Genomic DNA, 17244 nt, shown 5'->3' with positions numbered 1-17244 from the left:
TTACTCTATTGGAAGATTGTGCTGTTTCAAAAATGAAAGCTTATCCCAATAGCCTCGTTGGAATAAAATTTTCCCATTCACTACCTGAAAAAAACCACACCCCCGTAACCCCAATGGATCACGCCATTCCAAGATTGCCCATTGCCCATCCTCAAAAATATTTTCCACGATAGCTGTCATATCCGCTGTTGAAAATTCGGCTGTGAACATGGTACGGATTGCTTCAATTCCTACTACTGGCTCATTCGCTACTTGGTGATTCGTCGCATTTTCATGATAAAGGGCTGTAATTGCTTCCACATCATGTTTATTGAATGCATCTACCCATAACTGAACAACTTCTTTCGGTCTTAACATTTCTGTTTTTCCTCCTATGCCTTGTGTGTTTTTATTATATCAAAAAGCAAGTTAAAAGTCGAGAATCATGATAAAGGCACAAAAACTCCACAAACCAACACACCCTCCGGGAGTGTCGAGGGTAGAGTAGCAAGCACTGCCCATGTCCGGACACATGGGCGAAATTTCCCATACTTCCCTACCGTCCGCATGATGAAATTTCCATAGGGAAGTATCCCTAACCCTCTATGCTTTTCTTTCTGATTTTTCCCTGCCAGTCCTTGAACATTTTCCGCAGATTTGCTATAATAATATACGGATAATTCTATCCAAAAACAACTGAACAGACACGAAACCAGACTGTTGTAAATCGAACATTTTACAGCAGTTTTTTTATGCCCAAATGCAGGAAGGAGTATCAGAAATGGCAAACAGGACACGCACGAACCGCAATGAAATTTGTCTGAATGACAGGGAACAGTATATCCTTGATGAGAAGTTCAGACTGTCCGGCATGAAAAGCAAATCTGCTTTCCTCCGGAAGCTCATTCTCTATGGATATGTATATGATGTGGATTACAGTTTTTTGAGGGAGTACAACACAGAGCTTGGGCGGATCAGCTCCAGCCTGAACCAGATTGCAAAAAGAATTAACAGTACAAGCCATGTCTATCAGGAAGATATGGACGAAGTAAAGGAGTTGATGAAACAGGTATGGCATACACAAAAATCCATGCTATCACAGCAACCGTTGATAAAGCGGTAGCCTACATCTGTAACCCGGATAAGACTGATGAAAGCATCTATATTTCCTCTTATGCCTGTGCGCCGGAAACCGCAGCGATTGACTTCAAATATACCTTAGACCACTGCCGGGAAAACAGCCCGAATAAAGCCTATCATCTGATACAGGCTTTCGCTCCCGGAGAGGTCAGTTTTGAGGAAGCACACCAGATAGGGAAAGAGCTTGCCGATAAAGTTTTAGAGGGAAAATATTCTTACGTTGTCACCACACATATTGATAAAGGTCACGTCCATAACCACATCATTTTTTGTGCCGCAGACAACCTTGAACATAACAAATATCATGACTGCAAGCAGACCTATTACCGCATCCGGAAATTGAGTGATGAGCTGTGCAGCGAGCATAACCTTTCCGTCATTATCCCCGGCGGGGAGCGTGGAAAAAAATATAATGAATGGCAGTCAGACAAAAACGGTGCAGCGTGGAAAACGCAGATAAGAAAGGACATCAATGCTGCCATAAAATCATCTTCCACCTATGAGGAATTTCTGCTCCTGATGCGGGCAAAAGGCTATGAAATAAAAGGGGAAAGTTTTGAGGAAGATGCGCCAAAATATATCTCATTCCGCCCGCTTGGAAAAGACCGTTTTGTGCGTGGCAGCGTGAAATCCCTTGGCAAAGAATATACAAAGGAGCGGATCAAAGAACGGATTGAATTGAAACGGGAACGGAAGGCTGTTATCCCGAAAAAAGATTACTCTAACAGAAAACTGGTTGACACCTCTGATGAAAAATTCCAGAACAGTCCGGGACTGCAAAGGTGGGCAGCTATCCAGAATTTAAAGATTGCTGCACAGGCATATAATGAAGCCGGTTCTATTAAAGAACTGGAGCAGAAAATCGCCACCACAGCCGCCACAGGGAAGGAAGCAAAACAGACTGTCCGCAAGCTGGAGAACCGCATGAAAGACCTTGCGGAAATTATCAAATATGCAGAACAGTATAAGGCAAATAAATCCTATAATATTGCCTACAAAAAAGCTAAGAACCCCGACGCATATTTTCGGAAGCATGAGAGCCAGATCATTCTCTATGGCGGCGCAAGGCGTATGCTGGAACAGGCAGGCATCAGTTTAAAAGGTTTGAACATCGACAAGCTGAAAGCGGAATATCAGGAGCTTACCACGCAGAAGAAAGAACTGACCGCCACTTACAAAAACTGTGATAAGGAACTGAAATCTCTGAACCGGAAACTGGAAAATCTCAACCAGTATTTAGGGCGCACAGAGCCGCAGAAAGGCGCACCGGAACAGCCGGACAGAAATAACACCCCTGCCCGGTAAAAAGGACGAAGAACCGTCTGTTAAGAGCCTGAAAACGCATCGTGGAAATGTGCATAACTCCCCATTCCGTCATGGACAACACCGTTCACAGGACATGGAAAAGCAAAAGGCAGCTTTCCCACATCCTGCAAACAATGTTGCCCACAACTCCATAAAACGGGGAGTTATACACATTACGCACAATGCCGACGCCTGCGGAATCCCATTCTTTCCCTCCTCTTTTTTATATAATCAGAAAAATATTCTTGCAGATTATACCATATCCATGTATGATAATATAAAAATCTCCAAAAAATAGGAGTGCCGAAGCACCCCCATTTCCTAAACCCTCTTGCAAAATCCGCAGTGTTGGTTTATAATCATCATAGAAGCCGAAGGATTCTAGCACGTCCGACGGTTGTACAATCGGAAACGAGTAATCAATTTTAGTAAAACAAACGGATCACTGGCTATTCTCTATTCGCAGTAGAGGATAGCCTTTTCCGTTACTTGCGGTTGTGTTTATTGTCTATGTATGTCAAAGCTGCAAAGATCACCAGCACCAACGTAAGCACTTCTAACGTATTCATACCGACCTCCTTTCCGTTTCCAGAAAGGACAACCGCAGACTATCCCTACTTGCTCTAATCTGACTAAAAAGAATTATATCACGTTCTGTCGAATAATGCTATAAAAGTTTCACGATAAATTATTCCGCCGCTTCCAGTGCGACCTGTGCAAATTCTTCATCGCTCATGGCTTCCAGCTTCCCCAAGACCTGCCCTGCAAGCTCCACCATGTCACTGTCCTGTATGTGCGGGATCACGTTCTTTATATCGGCAACCATGCCCATTCTGTCCTGCCCCTCAAACACACACATCAGATTGATTTCTTCCACTGTAAATTTATCCATACGCTTATATCTCCCTCTCTGTTTTTTTCTCTGTACCCTTTTCCGAAACTTCTTTTCCCGGCTTATCCCTCTGCTCGATGACCGCCTTTTTCTCCGCCAGCTTTTCCTTTATGGAAATCCTGCCCGCCTTGCGTTCCTGCTCTGCTTTCGGCTTCTCATTGTTCAGAACATTATCAATCATGTTATAGTTACATTCTTCCAGTTCCTCAATCTTCGCAAGCGGTTTATACTCTGCCAGTCTGTCTAAAAGCTCCTTTGCCTTCCTTGCACTCTGTACGCCTTCACTGTCATCAAGCTCCGTCCCTTTCCCGAATATATCCGTTATGCCTTCCCTCATGCTGTCTGAAATCATGGCATTGAGGAAATCATTCAGATATTCCGTGTTCCCGTTCCTGATGTCCTCTGCGATATTCGCTACCTGCGCTTCCCTGTCCTCCACCGTATCATTGTACTGATAGGTGTCATAATCATAAGAAAGCTGGTCTATTTCTGCGGCAAGGAAAGCCGCCTGCCACTTCTCCAGAGAACCCCTCACCTCAATATCCGGCATCTTGTCGATCAGTTCCGCAATGACCGCTACCGCTTTCGGATTGTCTGTAATGTCCGGCACATAATCTAAAATCTCCAGATCTGCAGTCCTGCCCGACACAATATCCATCTGCGTGTCCTCATACGCTTCCGTCCCTTCCGTATGGATGTTGATGCCAATGCTCCGGATACCGTTCATCCTCTCTGGCGGTATCTGGTTGAAAATTTTGATTGCTTCCTCCACGCTTGCTATATCCTCATGGTATTCTCCGAGGTTATGGAACTCCCCGCACTCTGCCACCGTAAGGGTAATGACTGTCTGCTTTTCTTCCTGCGCCTGTTCCGTTTTCTGCTCCTGCAGGGCGGCACGTTTTTCCGCAAGGTACGCTTCCACTCCCGGAAGATACTGCCCAAGCGTCCCTGTTTTTCCTTCTGTGATAGGGTTGATGTCAACTTTCACTCCGCCGATGCTGAAACCGTCCTCATTAAAGGTGTTGAACAGGGAATCTTCCCTTTCCCCGCCCCGGTATTCCACAACCACATCAAGGTCAGAATTTTCCTGCTCCAGACCTCTGCATCTGCTCCCGGACACCGCCACATCCACAAGCTCTATGTCCATGTCATACTCGTCTATTTTGGACTGCAAATAGGCGTATACGGTAAGTTCTATATCTTCCTGTGTCTGCCCATTGATGCCATTCCATAATTCCTCTGTCCGGGCTTTAAAATCGGCTATAACCCTGCTTTCCGCCGCTTCCGGCACTTCCTCTCTGATACGTTCCTCAAGATGCTCCATTTCCGCCTGCTCTGCTTTTTCCACCAATCCGTCATAATCAATCGGTATCAGTTCATCATCCGCCTGTATGCTGCCTTCCAGAGTGCCCCGGTGTGTCGGCTCTTTCAAGTCTGCCACAATCTCATCAAGTGCCTGTCTGATTGTTATATCCGGATTGTCATACACGCCACCGTCCAACTCCCGGTAATTCATATCATAAATTGTGTAATCATACCCTTCGCTGGCTTCCTGAATACTGATATAGCGGTCTGCCAACTGGAAAGCAAGTTCCGTTTCTTCCCTGCCAATTTCCCTGTCACTGGTATCTATGTATGGGTTTTCCCACTCCATGAACGGTACATCTTCCACGATATGCTTCTGGTTAGCTGTCGGCATAAGGTTCTCCATTTTCCCCTGTTCATAGAGAATGTCAAACCTGTCCATATAAAGGGAAACATCATCAAGACCACTGCTCTTTAGCTGATGCTCAAACCGCTGTTTTACAAAATCCTTTATTTCCTCCGGTGACATTTCCCGGTGAACCCTTACCTTGTCAAAACCGACCTCATCATATAAAGTCTGCAAATCTCCCATGAAGCGGCTGCTTTCCCCCGCCGCCTTGCTATGCGTAAAATCAAGCGAAAGGCAGTTTTCATTATTCCTGACATGGATTACATCAAACTCGCTGCCATTGACATTGACGCCAAATGTTGCCCTTGCCATATCCGGCTTATCTTCCATATCCTTTCCCCGATATTCCGCAAACTTCCCCATTGCTTCCGGAAGGCTGTCAAAACGCTCTAATCTGCTCTTTTCCGGGCTTCCGTCCGCCCATGTGGATAAATCTTCAATAACATAGTAAGATACCTTATCAGCGTCCGGTTCTTCCTGTGCGCTGCCTTCTGCCATTCCCTCCGGCACTTCTGCCGCTGTTTCCATAACAGAATCCTTTTCCTCACTGACTTCCGCTGATAATGCAGTCTCCCTTGTAAACTCTGGCACTTCCCTGTAACCGACAGAATCCACATAATGGCTTGTGTTCTTCCCGTCCTGATGCAGCACCACCACATCGCTAACGGAAAGGGAATGTCCGGTAAAATCTGTCGGGTGGTCTATATTGAACTGGGTATAAATATCTTCAAGGCTCATGCCCTCCCTCAGTTCTCCGGTATAGACCAGAGTGTAATTCTCTCTGGAAACCGGGATACCTTTCATTTCAAGATAATCCATCGACATAAAACGAATATCCCTTGTTTCCTCCGTATCTTTAAGCTGATAGATGCCAAACCTTCCCTCATTGCCATATAAAAGCTGTGCTTCCCGGTTGGGTTCGCTATCCTCTAATTCCTGTTTCATGGACTGAAACTCCAGATAGGCGCTCCAGTCGTCTTTCTGCACACCGAACAGCCCGTCATGCGCCTGTAATGCTGCCTTATTCTCCACAAGTGTTTCTGAACCGTTTGAATGGAGCTGGTACACCGACACATCTTCCCCGAACAGCTCCGATGCCCTGTCCTTTGTCAGAGGAAGCATTTCATTCCAAGAATACCCATATTCGTGCATCTCCGATAACCCCACCATGTCATCCGGAAGGGCATCAATTTCTTTCTCCGCTTCCTTGATTGTTTCCAAAAGAAGCGGTAAATCGTCTTTCTGCTCCGCAAGGGAATATGCCAGGGAAGTTGTCTTATACATATCATCCAGCTTATAAGCGTGGTTCATAATCAAATTACGCTCATCGCTGTCATAAACCGTCCTGTAAAATTCCATGCGGTTAATGAGCTGTTCTGCCTGTACCGTTGCCGGAAGCTCCGAAGCGGCATGGATTTCCTTCCCTGTCATGTCCACATCAAAATCATAGAACTGCGGATAACCGTCATTTACTCCGCCGCTTTTCATGATCGGTACAAATTCAAAGCCTTTTTCCGCCAGATAATCCGTAACGCTTCCATTCCACGCATTATCTTCCACAAATGGCAGGTCATATAAGGCATTTTGTACTTCTGACTGCATATTTGTGATTTTAATGGTTTCATATTCCCCACTGTCCGGCATGGAAATTCTCACAACCACATCAGCGTACTCAATCGGTTCATTTGCCTTTTCCATGCCTTTTAAGGCATTTTCTTCCTGCAACGCCTTAAAATCGGTTATCTCATAAGTATCCGTATTGTAAGCGTAATCTAAGTGGTATTCCTCCACTTCCTCGCTCCGCTCATTTCCAAGCAGAGTTACCCACGCCCCGGCTCTTTCAAGGTATGCTTCCACGCTCTGCCTGTCATCGTCTTTCATGGTACACAAAGAATTAAGAAGTTCTGTCCGCTCCATGCCCTTAACGCTCAAAAGGTCATATTCTGAACGGTCTGTATTCGCCACAAGCAGAATAATGTCCTCCTGTGCCTGTTCTGCAGCACGTTCTTTATCAATCTCCAAAAGCTGTGCTTCAATCCCCTTTATCAGCTCCGAGGAAGTCCGGCGTATCGTATCAAGGGAAGATTTTAACTCTGGCATTTCTTTTCCACTGCTCCACCCGGCGATATACCCAAAAGAATAGTCGGACGTATCAATCCCGAAATGCTGGCAGACAGTGTAGGCAATGCTCTCCGCTTCCACTTCCTTTGTTTCCCTGTCTTTGGCAATCCCTGTTTCCTGTTCAACCTCTTTTGCATGGAGTTTTGCGTGCGCCACCTCATGCACCCCGGTTTTTGCAGTCTGCGCTTCTCCCATGCCCTCCTTAATAGCGATAGGGTGGTTTAAATCAATAAAATAGCCTTTTCTGTCACCCTCCATGCCCTCATACCGGATTGGTACGGGGGAAACCCTTGCAAGTGCTTCCATAAAATCCCGGTAACGCTCTACATTCCCATGCAGCTCGCTCACGCCAAGTCCGGGAAGCTCTTTCCCGTCCGTCTGCGAATAATCAAACACTGTGACAACCCGGAAGGCGGGTATCTTTATCTCCACTTCCTCCATGACGGGCATCCCGTCCCGGTCAAGCACAGGCTCATTCGTGACCGGATCAATCTTTTCCTGTTCCTCTTTGATTTTGTAAGGTGAAGGCGCAAGGATACGGATACCCCTCTCGCCCTTGTTCACATGGCGCTCAAAATTCTTCTGCCATGCCTTATATCCGGCAACATACGTCGCTCCCGGACACTGCATCTCGATAAGCTGGATATTGTTTGCGCTGTAATTATGGAATTTTGACATAGTATTCAGGTAGCTTTTGTACTTTTCCCCCTCAAATAATTCCTTCAAGCCTTCCTCCAGCCTGTCCGTTATCTCCTTCACTTTCTGTTTTTCAGTCATGGAAACTTTGTTTACATTTACATCTGCCATCTGGTTAATTCTCCTTTTCCTCCATAAAAACAGAGGACAGATAAGTTTCCCTCTCCGTCCCCGTTCCGGATATTTTTATTTGCAGTTATTTTTATAAACATTCCTCTTTGCTTTTTGGCTTTGCCTTATCCGGCTCCGGCACTTTCCTCTGCCCTGCCTTTTCTTTCATCTGCGACAATTTATCCTTTACGGACACACGCCCTCCTTTCTCCGCTTCCTTCCCGGCATCCAGACTCACAGAAAGCCGATCCAGCTTTTCAAATGCCTTATCTATCCCGTCAATCTTCTTCCGAAGGTTCTCCGCTGCCTTTTTTACAGGCATATTGATTATCCTTGTCATGCCGACACCCTGCTTTTCATCCGATACCTCTTTCGTGCCTTTCCCGGCTAACAGCCTGCCCACGTTGGAAACGCTGTTCCCGATCTGCTTCAGCTCGTCCCCGATGCTGTCAATCTGGTTGGCTGTTTTTTCACAGTCCGTCATCACGTCAACCAGACGTTCCCGGTAATCGGAAAGCATGGACTTCACGCCGGTGATTCCTTTCTGGAGAACCTTGCACATCTCCGCTTTTCCTTTTTCCTTAAAGACGTTGACAGTCTGTGCCGCTGTTTCCACCAAATGGTTTCTTACCGCTGTCAGACGTTCCGACAGGCTCGTGATTTTCCCCTGAAGGTGCGCCACTTTATCCATGAGCTTCTCTGTCACAGATTTTGGCTGGTTTTCCTGTATCTGTGAAAGCTGTTCCCGGACTCCCTGTAATTCATCCACCATTGCGCTAAGCTGCATCTGCATACCCGCCACATACCAGAAAATACCCATAAAATCCTGTGACTGCCCGCCCATATCCTGCTGGTTAAACAGTTCTATAAGCTGCTTTAATACCTCATTTTCTTCCATGACCTGTTTTGTGTTCTGTTCTGCTGTTTCCATTTTTCTAATACCTCCGTTTAATTTTGAACACGATAAAAGCAGCCATTTCTGGCTGCTCTCTACATACTACCTTTATTTACTTTTATATTTGAGCGAATACTACTGCTCTTATTTGTTTCGATTTCTGCAATCTAATCCTATCTCCTTCCTGCTTTTATCGCTGTATATATTTTTTAATAAAACATCTTCAACCTAAAATAAAATATTTTTTAAACAATTTCTCGAAAAATTCTTGAATCATCCTTTTTGATTCCGTAATATTCATGAATTCATAACCGCCAAACCTATATACCTCATAACCTTTTAGCTGTAACTCTCTTGTATCAGTAACCATTTCAGCATACAATTTGGGGGAAGATTTATCCCCTTCAGAATAATGCTGTTTACCATCAATTTCAATAACAATTCGTATCCCATTAGGTAACAGCATTAAAAAATCCATTCTCTGGTGAGTATAAACAATACCACTTCCTCTCCAAATCTTTGCATGTGGATCATAATGCAAATACACTTGTGGAATCAACGCCGGAAAATCATTTCTTTCCTCATAAATCTTGTAATAATGAATAAAAAAATCCTTCTCTGGCTGTGAATCCAAAGAGTTAAGTAAACGAGTAAATAAGTCTTGCTGAACATTTTTATTTACCGCCCTAGGCTCCCACCATCTCACAAGGGTTTTCCATGATAAACCATCCGAATTTGGCTCAAAATTATAAAGCAAACAGTTATTTGTATCGCCAACAATCTTTAATTCATTACCAATAGCATCATCAATCACTATATCCGGCTTCTTACCTAATGGCGCAAAAACAAGGTTTTTCATATTACCGCATACGGTGTTTTTCCTATAAACTTTATAAATGAGTTCATTCGATGTTTTTCCAGATACTGCTAATTCAAACCCGTCTGCACTAATAATCTCATTAATTCCTTTTACATATTGCTCCTGCTCCTCCCCTATTCTAGTTTCTGGATTAACCATCTTTTCCAAAAACTTAATTACAGAATTATCACTTATATATTTAAAACTCAAAATGTTTAGCAACATATCTTTGTATGATATATCATCATTTCTTATTACATGCTGCATAATGTAATCCCAAATAAATGCTCTACTAAATGCAAACATCTCTCCATCGTCAAAAGGTTCATCTAAATTCCAAATACCACTAAGTAATTCATCCAATGTCAAATTTCCTTCAAAATTTGGACACATGCCCAGATATTCTGCTAATTTTCTCCGAGTTACAAAAGTAAACTCAAATATGCTATCTCCAAGAAAAGTTTCCATTTGACGATTTAAAGAAACACTCTCAGCATCTTTAACTATACGATATGACAATTCAATTATTTTTTCTTCCGATAATTTTTCTAACCCTGTTTTAGCATATATTTTTTTGCTATGATACGGATCAAGTGTTTCATCAGGAGATATTCCATAGCTTTTCATAACTCCCTCTATTTCATAGCTTTTGTAATTCCAAAAATATTGTGCAAGAATTTCTATTAAACCATCCTTCTTTTTGCCCATATGATTCAACTCCAATCTAGGGATTATATTTCTGCCACCAATATATAACACTGAACGAAATATAGTTATCCCTCCAAATTAGAACCATTTTATCATAAACAGCTTAAGACGTCATTCATTTTCAATCTTGCACTATATTCTTTATAAGGAGCAGCCAAATTCTGACTGCTCCTTATAGTCTACAGACTTTTTTCCTTTCCTTTTCCCTTTGAAATCTCTGGCTTTTCCGGCATTTTCTGTCCATAAGCCTTCTGCCGCATCTCGGCAAGTTTTTCTTTTACGGAAATACGCCCTCTCGGACTGTCTGATAGCACCCGCTCCTTCCCATGCTCCGCCACTTTTTCCGATACCGCCCGGTTAAACTGCGGTCTGAAAGGCGCATCCGCCACAGCTTCTGCATCATGCCCCATTTCCTCTGTGTCCATTTCCTCCTGTTCCCCGTCATTCTCCGGCTCATCGTCCATATCAATCCCATCGCCGCCCTTTTCATCCATGTTCAACAGGGCATTTAATTCTGTCAGTCGTTCCAGTTTCTCCGCAAGCTCCGCTTCCTGCGGGAATGGCTTTGTAACCTCTACTTTTGCGGTTTCAAGCTGATGCTCCACGTTCTCCAGTTTCTGCGCCACTTCTTCCATTCTCTTATCCATGCCCTCTAAGGCGTTGCTTAACCTCTGTAAATTTCCCAGCGGATCAGCGCCGATTTCCACCTCATGGCTGATGCTGCCTTTCAGGTTGACCGTAAACTTGGAAAAGAACGAATCAAAGGAAACGCTCATCTTAAATCCCTGATATTCCCCGATTATGACTGCCATATTCGGCTGTTTTGCGCTCCGGCACATATCAATCAGTGCTGCCCCGGCTTCTTTTTTCTCCGTATATACCCGGTTCCCGATTTTCATGGAAAAGGTATCTTTATCCGGGAATTTATTCTGCTGGTAGGTCTGAATGTCGGCACGATACCCCGCAAGCCTTTCTTTCATGGTAGCTATCTGCGCCGGGCAATGCTTCACGATATTATCCTCAAGGCGGTACTTCTGGCTGGTATGGTTCGCTTTTAACAGTTTTAGCTTGGATACCTGAATATCTAAATCCATCTTTTCCTTTATGTAGGGATTTCCGGTAGCCAGAGCCTTAACCTCGGCATAAGTGAGAGCCGCTTCGTCAATATCCTCACAACTCCGCACCGGGGATTTTGATGTCATGATCTGCCCGATAAATTTCTGCTTATTTTCAATGAGCTGCCACGAATAACTGTCGAATGTCCCTTCCGTCACATACCGGAAAATCTTCACTTTGTCATTCATGTTGCCCTGTCTTAAAATACGACCTTCCTGCTGTTCAATGTCGGAAGGACGCCAGGGCACATCAAGGTGGTGCAGGGCGATAAGCCTATCCTGTACGTTGGTTCCGGCTCCCATTTTTGCGGTTGATCCTAATAAAAAACGAACCTGCCCGCTCCTTACTTTTGCGAACAGCTCCGCTTTCCTTGTTTCCGTATTGGCATCATGGATAAAAGCTATTTCATTCTCCGGCACTCCCTTCGCCATGAGCTTATCCCTGATGTCCTCATATACATTAAATGTCCCATCTCCTTTCGGTGTGGATAAATCACAGAAGATAAGCTGCGCCGACTTCTGCTCTTTGGTCTGCTCCCATATCTCAAATGCCTTATCCACACAGGTTGTGGCTTTGGAATTTTCTTCATCCGGAAGCATATCATTGATAAGCCGCTGATCTAACGCTAACTTTCTCCCGTCGTTGGTTATCTTCAGCATATTGTCGATGTTCGGCTGCACTTTCCTGTCCCTGACCGCCTCCGCTCTGTCTGCAAGGGACTGTACCATATCCTGCTGGTATTCGCTCGGCTTTAGCACAATATTTTCATAATCCGCTTCCGGCACAGGAAGTTTCAGCATATCCGGTGTCTGAATATCAGCACTCTCTTTAAATAACGCAATCAGCTCCGGCAGGTTGAAGAACTTGGCAAACCTTGTCTTTGCCCTGTAACCCGTACCCTCCGGTGCTAATTCTATGGCTGTCTGCGTTTCCCCAAACGATGCCGCCCAACTGTCAAAATGCCCCAATCCCAGACGCTGTAAGGTATTGTACTGGAGATAACGCATATTGGTGTATAACTCCGTCATGCTATTAGAAATCGGTGTACCTGTTGCAAATGTGATTCCCTTCCCTCCGGTCAGTTCGTCCATATATTGGCACTTCGCAAACATGTCCGAAGATTTCTGTGCTTCCGTCTGTGCAATGCCCGCTACATTCCGCATCTTTGTGTATAAAAATAGGTTTTTATAATTATGACTTTCATCCACAAATAACTTATCTACGCCCAACTGTTCAAAAGTCACAACATTGTCTTTCCGGCTCGAATCGTTTAAGCGGCTTAATCTGGTGGAAAGTGACTTTTTTGTTTTTTCCATCTGCTTAATGGAGTAACGCTCGCCATTCTCCGCTTTCAGGGCTTCGATTGCCATTTCAATTTCTTCTATCTGCCTTTCGATCATCGCCATCTGTCTTTCAGTGGAAAGCGGTATCTTCTCGAACTGACTGTGACCGATAATCACAGCGTCATAATCCCCTGTTGCAATTCTGGAACAGAACTTTTTCCGGTTGGCGGGTTCAAAATCCTTTTTTGTAGCCGCTAAAATATTCGCCCCCGGATACAGGCGCAGAAAATCGCTTGCCCACTGTTCTGTCAAATGGTTCGGCACAACAAATAAGCTCTTTTGGCACAGCCCTAACCGCTTGCTCTCCATTGCCGCCGCAATCATCTCAAAGGTCTTTCCTGCCCCTACACAGTGCGCAAGCAGGGTGTTATCCCCGTAAAGCTGATGCGCCACTGCGTTAAGCTGGTGCGGTCTGAGTACAATGTCCGGCGTCATGCCGGGGAATTTTAAGTGCGAACCGTCATACTCCCTCGGTCTGGTGGAATTGAAAAGCTCGTTATACTTTGCGCATAAATCCTGCCTGCGCCCCGGATCACGGAATACCCAGTCCTTAAAGGCTTCCCTTATGGCTTCCTGCTTCTGGCTTGCAAGCATGGTCTCTTTTTTATTAAGGACTCTCTTTTCCTTCCCGTCCTCCGTAACCACATCAAAGATACGGGTGTCACGAAGGTTCAGGGAATCTTCTAAAATTCTGTAAGCATTTGCCCGGCTTGTACCATAGGTCATGTTGACAAGCGCATTTCCCCTGTCCGCATTTTTCCCCTTCACGTTCCACTGCCCTGTCACATCGGAATACTGTACCCCCATTGTACCCCGTTCTATCAGGTATCCCGGCGTTTCAAAGGTTTCATGCATGAAGTCTTCAATATATTTTGTGTCAATCCATGTTGCGCCGATGCGCACCTCAATCTCCGAAGCGTCAAGCTCTTTCGGCTGTACGCCCTCCAATGAAGTTACGTTAATGGCATATTCCGGGCGGTTCTCCGCAAACACTTTTGCCACCGCCAGCTTTTCCCGCACGTTTCCGGACAGATATTCGTCTGCGGTTTCCCACTTCTCTGTAACCGGGTTCTGGAAGATTACCCCCGCAAGCTCCTTTGTAATTTCTTCCCCGCTTTTATCCGCAAGCTGTGACATATAAGCTAAGTCCACGCCCGCCTTTTCGCTAAGCGATACCGCCAGCGCTTCACTGGCTGTATCCACGCTTGTCACAACCTCCTGCTTTTTAATGGTTCGTTTCGTGAACATATCCGCCTTGCCGATGAAGTTTCCCTCATCGTCCAGCTTTTCAAGGGAGCATAACAGGCAGTAGCTGGAATCCTGATTGAACGCCCTTTTATTGGTCTGTGAGCTGATAAGACCGAATTTCTTGGAGAAATCATCGTATAGCTGGTTTAGCTCCGTCTGCTTGTTTTGAATCATATCCTCCGGGTATTCTTCCAACTGGAAATTTATCAACTCCTGCGTACAATCCCGGATTGCTACCATGCCCTTAATCCTCTGTTCCGCCTTTTCCGACACGTCCACAGGCTTCATAATGGAATTTTCCCGGTAATACACGGTATCGTCCACAACCGTATAACTGTAATTCTTCACATCCGGATCGGCGGGTATGTTCTCCTTTGCCAGCTCATCGTCAATCTCGTTAAAATCCGCCTGTTCGATGCTGCCCTCCACATGGGAAAGCGCATTTTTAAGCTGTGCCGACAAGGGAAGGGAAGTGTCCGGCAGGCAGGCGCTTTCCATGCCATGCGCCCCGGAAACCATCTCCATTTTCCCCAATACCATCTCCGGGTGGTCTGCAAAATACTGGTTCATCACAATACCGTCTTTTTCCGTCAGATGCACCCAGTCCGGCTCTATATCCATTACCCGGTCACGCTTCTTTAAAAACAAAATATCCGAAGTGACCTCCGTACCTGCATTTTCCTTAAATGCTGTGTTCGGGAGCCTGACCGCCCCTAAAAGCTCCGCCCTCTGTGCAAGGTATTTCCGCACTTCCGGGTTTTTCTTATCCATTGTCCCCTTTGAAGTGACAAAAGCGACAATGCCGCCCGGTCTGACCTTATCCAGTGTCTTTGCCAAAAAATAGTCATGGATAAGGAAATTGTGCTTGTCATACTGCCTGTCAGACACTTTATATTGTCCGAAAGGCACATTTCCAACCGCCACGTCAAAAAAATCATTGGGATAATTGGTATTTTCAAAGCCTGTGATTTTTATATCCGCATGGGGATAGAGCTGCTTTGCGATACGCCCGGTAAGCCCGTCAAGCTCCGCCCCGTACAGCCTGCTTCCCTGCATTTCCTCCGGCAGACAGCCATAGAAATTCCCGATCCCGGCGGCGGGATCTAACACATTCCCTCTGGTAAATCCCATTTTCCCCACTGCGTCATAGATTGCCTGAATGATGACCGGGCTTGTATAGTGGGCATTTAAGGTGCTTTCCCTTGCGGAAGCGTATTCTTCCGGGGATAACAGGCTCTTTAATTCCTGATATTCATTCGCCCAATTCGCTTTGGAAGAATCAAAGGCGTCGGCAAGACCGCCCCAGCCCACATATTTTGCTAAGACCTCCTGTTCCTCCGGCGTTGCTGTGCGGCGCTCCCCTTCTATTTTTTCAAGGGTGCGTATGGCTTCCACGTTCTGCCGGAATTTCTCTTTTGGAGCAAAACCTTTCCCAGTGTTTTCGGCTTCATTAAAAGAAATGTGGTAATTTGCTGCTGCCGACTTATCAATCTCCGGCTCTTTTTCAGGTGGTTTTTCCGGTTCTTCCTCCATTTCCCCTGTCAGTGCTTCCACATCACCCATAACCTGCCTGATAAACGGATCGTTTTCTAAGGCGTTTTCATCTACAAGCTGCCCGTCCACAATGCCTGCTTTTTCCAAACGCTCCCGGACTGTCTGTGTGTCAATGTCGAGGAAATCATCTTCTTTTACGGAAACCTCCTTTGTTCCTGAAACTGTTTCTGTTTCCGGTAAATCCTCTGCTGGTAAATCCTTACCTTGTAACTCTCCGTTGAGTTTACCGCAGAAAATATCCGCTTCCTCTGGTGCAGCGAATGTCGGCACTGTGCCATCGCCCGCCACATAATAATCCTGTGTTTCGTTATCCCATACCGTATAAGGCTCTGTAAAGGCATCGGTTGTTTCCGTAACTGTAAAGCGTTCTGCTGTTTCCGGCTCTGGTTTTGGAGTTTCCTCCGCAGCTTTTTCTTCCTTCGGCTGTTCCGGCTCATTCTCGTAACGTACCGCATATTTCTGTGCTTCCTTCAGCAGAGTATCCATTTCCACCGCTTTTTGCGTATTGCCGCTTAATGACTGCATCAGGACATAATCGGCGGCTTCTAAAAATAAAGCGTCATAAACCGCTTTTCCCTCTAACCGCCTGTCAGCGTCCTCAATGGCAACCGCCCCGGTGTCCTCATTCCAGCCGACCACATCTTTCATGGACAGCGCACCGCAGATTTTTACCACAGCGGACATCTCCGCAATCCTTTCCGCAAGCGCCCTGTCGCTTTCTCCTGCTTCATGCTGTGCTTCGGGCTTTTGGGCATCCTGCCCGGAAGTTTCTTCTGCCGGTTCTGGTATTTGAGCTTTGTCCGGCTCCCTGTCACGCTCTATGTACCGCCTTGCCTGGTTGGTAAAACCGTCCAGCACAGCCGGGTGGGAAGTGACGATATAATCCCTTGTCTGCCAGTCTGCATCGGGCATGAGCGATTTTGCCCATTCCTTATTATCCGGGGAAAAACGCCCGTCATGGGATAAGTGCATGATTGTGTTGGCAAGGACAAGTTCTACACGTTCCTTCCCATACTGCCTGATAACGCCCTCGGCGGTATCCCCCTGAAGTGTATAACCGTCAAATTTTTCTGCAATCGCCTGTTCTATGGCATTTTTGCACTCCACCCGGATACCATGCTCCAGTTTTTCCTGCTCCCGGCGCATGGCTTCCTCCGCCTGCTCTTTTTTATACTGTGCATAGGCTTCCTTACCCTTTGGCGAAAGGTATTTATCCGCTTTTACAAGCTCGCTGATACGCTTCTCCACCACATTCCACTTCAAAAGGACTTTTGCGTAAGGATCGCCTATCGTGCCTTTCTGTAACTTGATTCCCTTTGAATCGTGCCAGTCATCGCTCCGGTCTGAACCGATTAAGGCGGGTGAACTGCCGCCCGTTCCATATTCATTTTTAAGGAAGGCGATATTATCTTTTTTGTCATGCCCCTCCATGAAATACTCATAAATGCGGAAATGCCCGTTATGAAAACCGCTGCCCCCTGTCAGGCGGGCATCTATCTCGTCCTGCGTGATAAAATCCTCATGCAAGACCTCCACACTGTCCTGTACCGGGTACTCTTTCTT

The 17244-nt window shown here is 45.7% G+C and carries 8 protein-coding genes; 2 read left to right on the top strand and 6 right to left on the bottom strand.

The annotated features are described in order from the left end of the window. Entirely contained in the window at positions 1-357 is a 357-nt protein-coding gene (locus ACK2JC_RS25655) for a nuclear transport factor 2 family protein (RefSeq protein ID WP_002584851.1), read from the bottom strand. A 403-nt stretch (positions 358-760) separates the two neighbouring features. Between ACK2JC_RS25655 and ACK2JC_RS25650 the strand changes: the two genes are divergently transcribed. Beyond that, positions 761-1102 carry a plasmid mobilization protein gene (locus ACK2JC_RS25650; RefSeq protein ID WP_160566882.1) on the top strand — a complete coding sequence of 114 codons (342 nt, stop codon included), beginning with the start codon at positions 761-763 and terminating at the stop codon, positions 1100-1102. Continuing rightward, positions 1051-2424, top strand: coding sequence for a relaxase/mobilization nuclease domain-containing protein (locus ACK2JC_RS25645; RefSeq protein ID WP_411338062.1), 1374 nt, complete (start codon positions 1051-1053; stop codon positions 2422-2424). The genes ACK2JC_RS25650 and ACK2JC_RS25645 overlap by 52 nt, the downstream gene beginning before the upstream one ends. A 688-nt stretch (positions 2425-3112) precedes the next feature. On the opposite strand, the gene ACK2JC_RS25640 is transcribed toward ACK2JC_RS25645, so the two are convergent. From ACK2JC_RS25640 to ACK2JC_RS25620, 5 genes are all read right to left on the bottom strand, one after another. After that, a complete protein-coding gene (locus ACK2JC_RS25640) occupies positions 3113-3316 on the bottom strand; it encodes a transposon-transfer assisting family protein (protein ID WP_411338060.1) in 204 nt (67 codons plus the stop codon). Positions 3317-3320: 4 nt separating this feature from the next. Continuing rightward, positions 3321-7958 (bottom strand): YodL domain-containing protein, encoded by a 4638-nt coding sequence (locus tag ACK2JC_RS25635; RefSeq protein WP_411338058.1) that lies wholly within the window; start codon positions 7956-7958, stop codon positions 3321-3323. A 91-nt stretch (positions 7959-8049) separates the two neighbouring features. Beyond that, the gene (locus tag ACK2JC_RS25630; protein WP_368432074.1) at positions 8050-8889 is read right to left on the bottom strand and encodes a DUF6674 family protein; all 840 of its coding nucleotides are present in this window, start codon (positions 8887-8889) and stop codon (positions 8050-8052) included. A gap of 187 nt (positions 8890-9076) precedes the next feature. Then, entirely contained in the window at positions 9077-10420 is a 1344-nt protein-coding gene (locus ACK2JC_RS25625; protein ID WP_411338056.1) for a hypothetical protein, read from the bottom strand. Between the two features lie 179 nt (positions 10421-10599). After that, entirely contained in the window at positions 10600-16827 is a 6228-nt protein-coding gene (locus tag ACK2JC_RS25620; protein WP_411338533.1) for a DUF3849 domain-containing protein, read from the bottom strand. Positions 16828-17244 lie beyond the last annotated feature (417 nt).

This window comes from Enterocloster lavalensis (genome assembly GCF_046603895.1).
Taxonomy (GTDB): Bacteria; Bacillota; Clostridia; order Lachnospirales; family Lachnospiraceae; genus Enterocloster; species Enterocloster lavalensis.
This window is presented reverse-complemented; position numbering and strand designations above follow the sequence as displayed.

Bases quoted from the DNA above. Each gene is read 5' to 3' on its own strand.
- ACK2JC_RS25630 (WP_368432074.1), bottom strand. From the start codon at position 8,889: ATGGAAACAGCAGAACAGAACACAAAACAGGTCATGGAAGAAAATGAG.
- ACK2JC_RS25645 (WP_411338062.1), top strand. From the start codon at position 1,051: ATGGCATACACAAAAATCCATGCTATCACAGCAACCGTTGATAAAGCG.
- ACK2JC_RS25655 (WP_002584851.1), bottom strand. From the start codon at position 357: ATGTTAAGACCGAAAGAAGTTGTTCAGTTATGGGTAGATGCATTCAAT.
- ACK2JC_RS25650 (WP_160566882.1), top strand. From the start codon at position 761: ATGGCAAACAGGACACGCACGAACCGCAATGAAATTTGTCTGAATGAC.
- ACK2JC_RS25625 (WP_411338056.1), bottom strand. From the start codon at position 10,420: ATGGGCAAAAAGAAGGATGGTTTAATAGAAATTCTTGCACAATATTTT.
- ACK2JC_RS25620 (WP_411338533.1), bottom strand. From the start codon at position 16,827: ATGCGCCGGGAGCAGGAAAAACTGGAGCATGGTATCCGGGTGGAGTGC.
- ACK2JC_RS25635 (WP_411338058.1), bottom strand. From the start codon at position 7,958: ATGGCAGATGTAAATGTAAACAAAGTTTCCATGACTGAAAAACAGAAA.
- ACK2JC_RS25640 (WP_411338060.1), bottom strand. From the start codon at position 3,316: ATGGATAAATTTACAGTGGAAGAAATCAATCTGATGTGTGTGTTTGAG.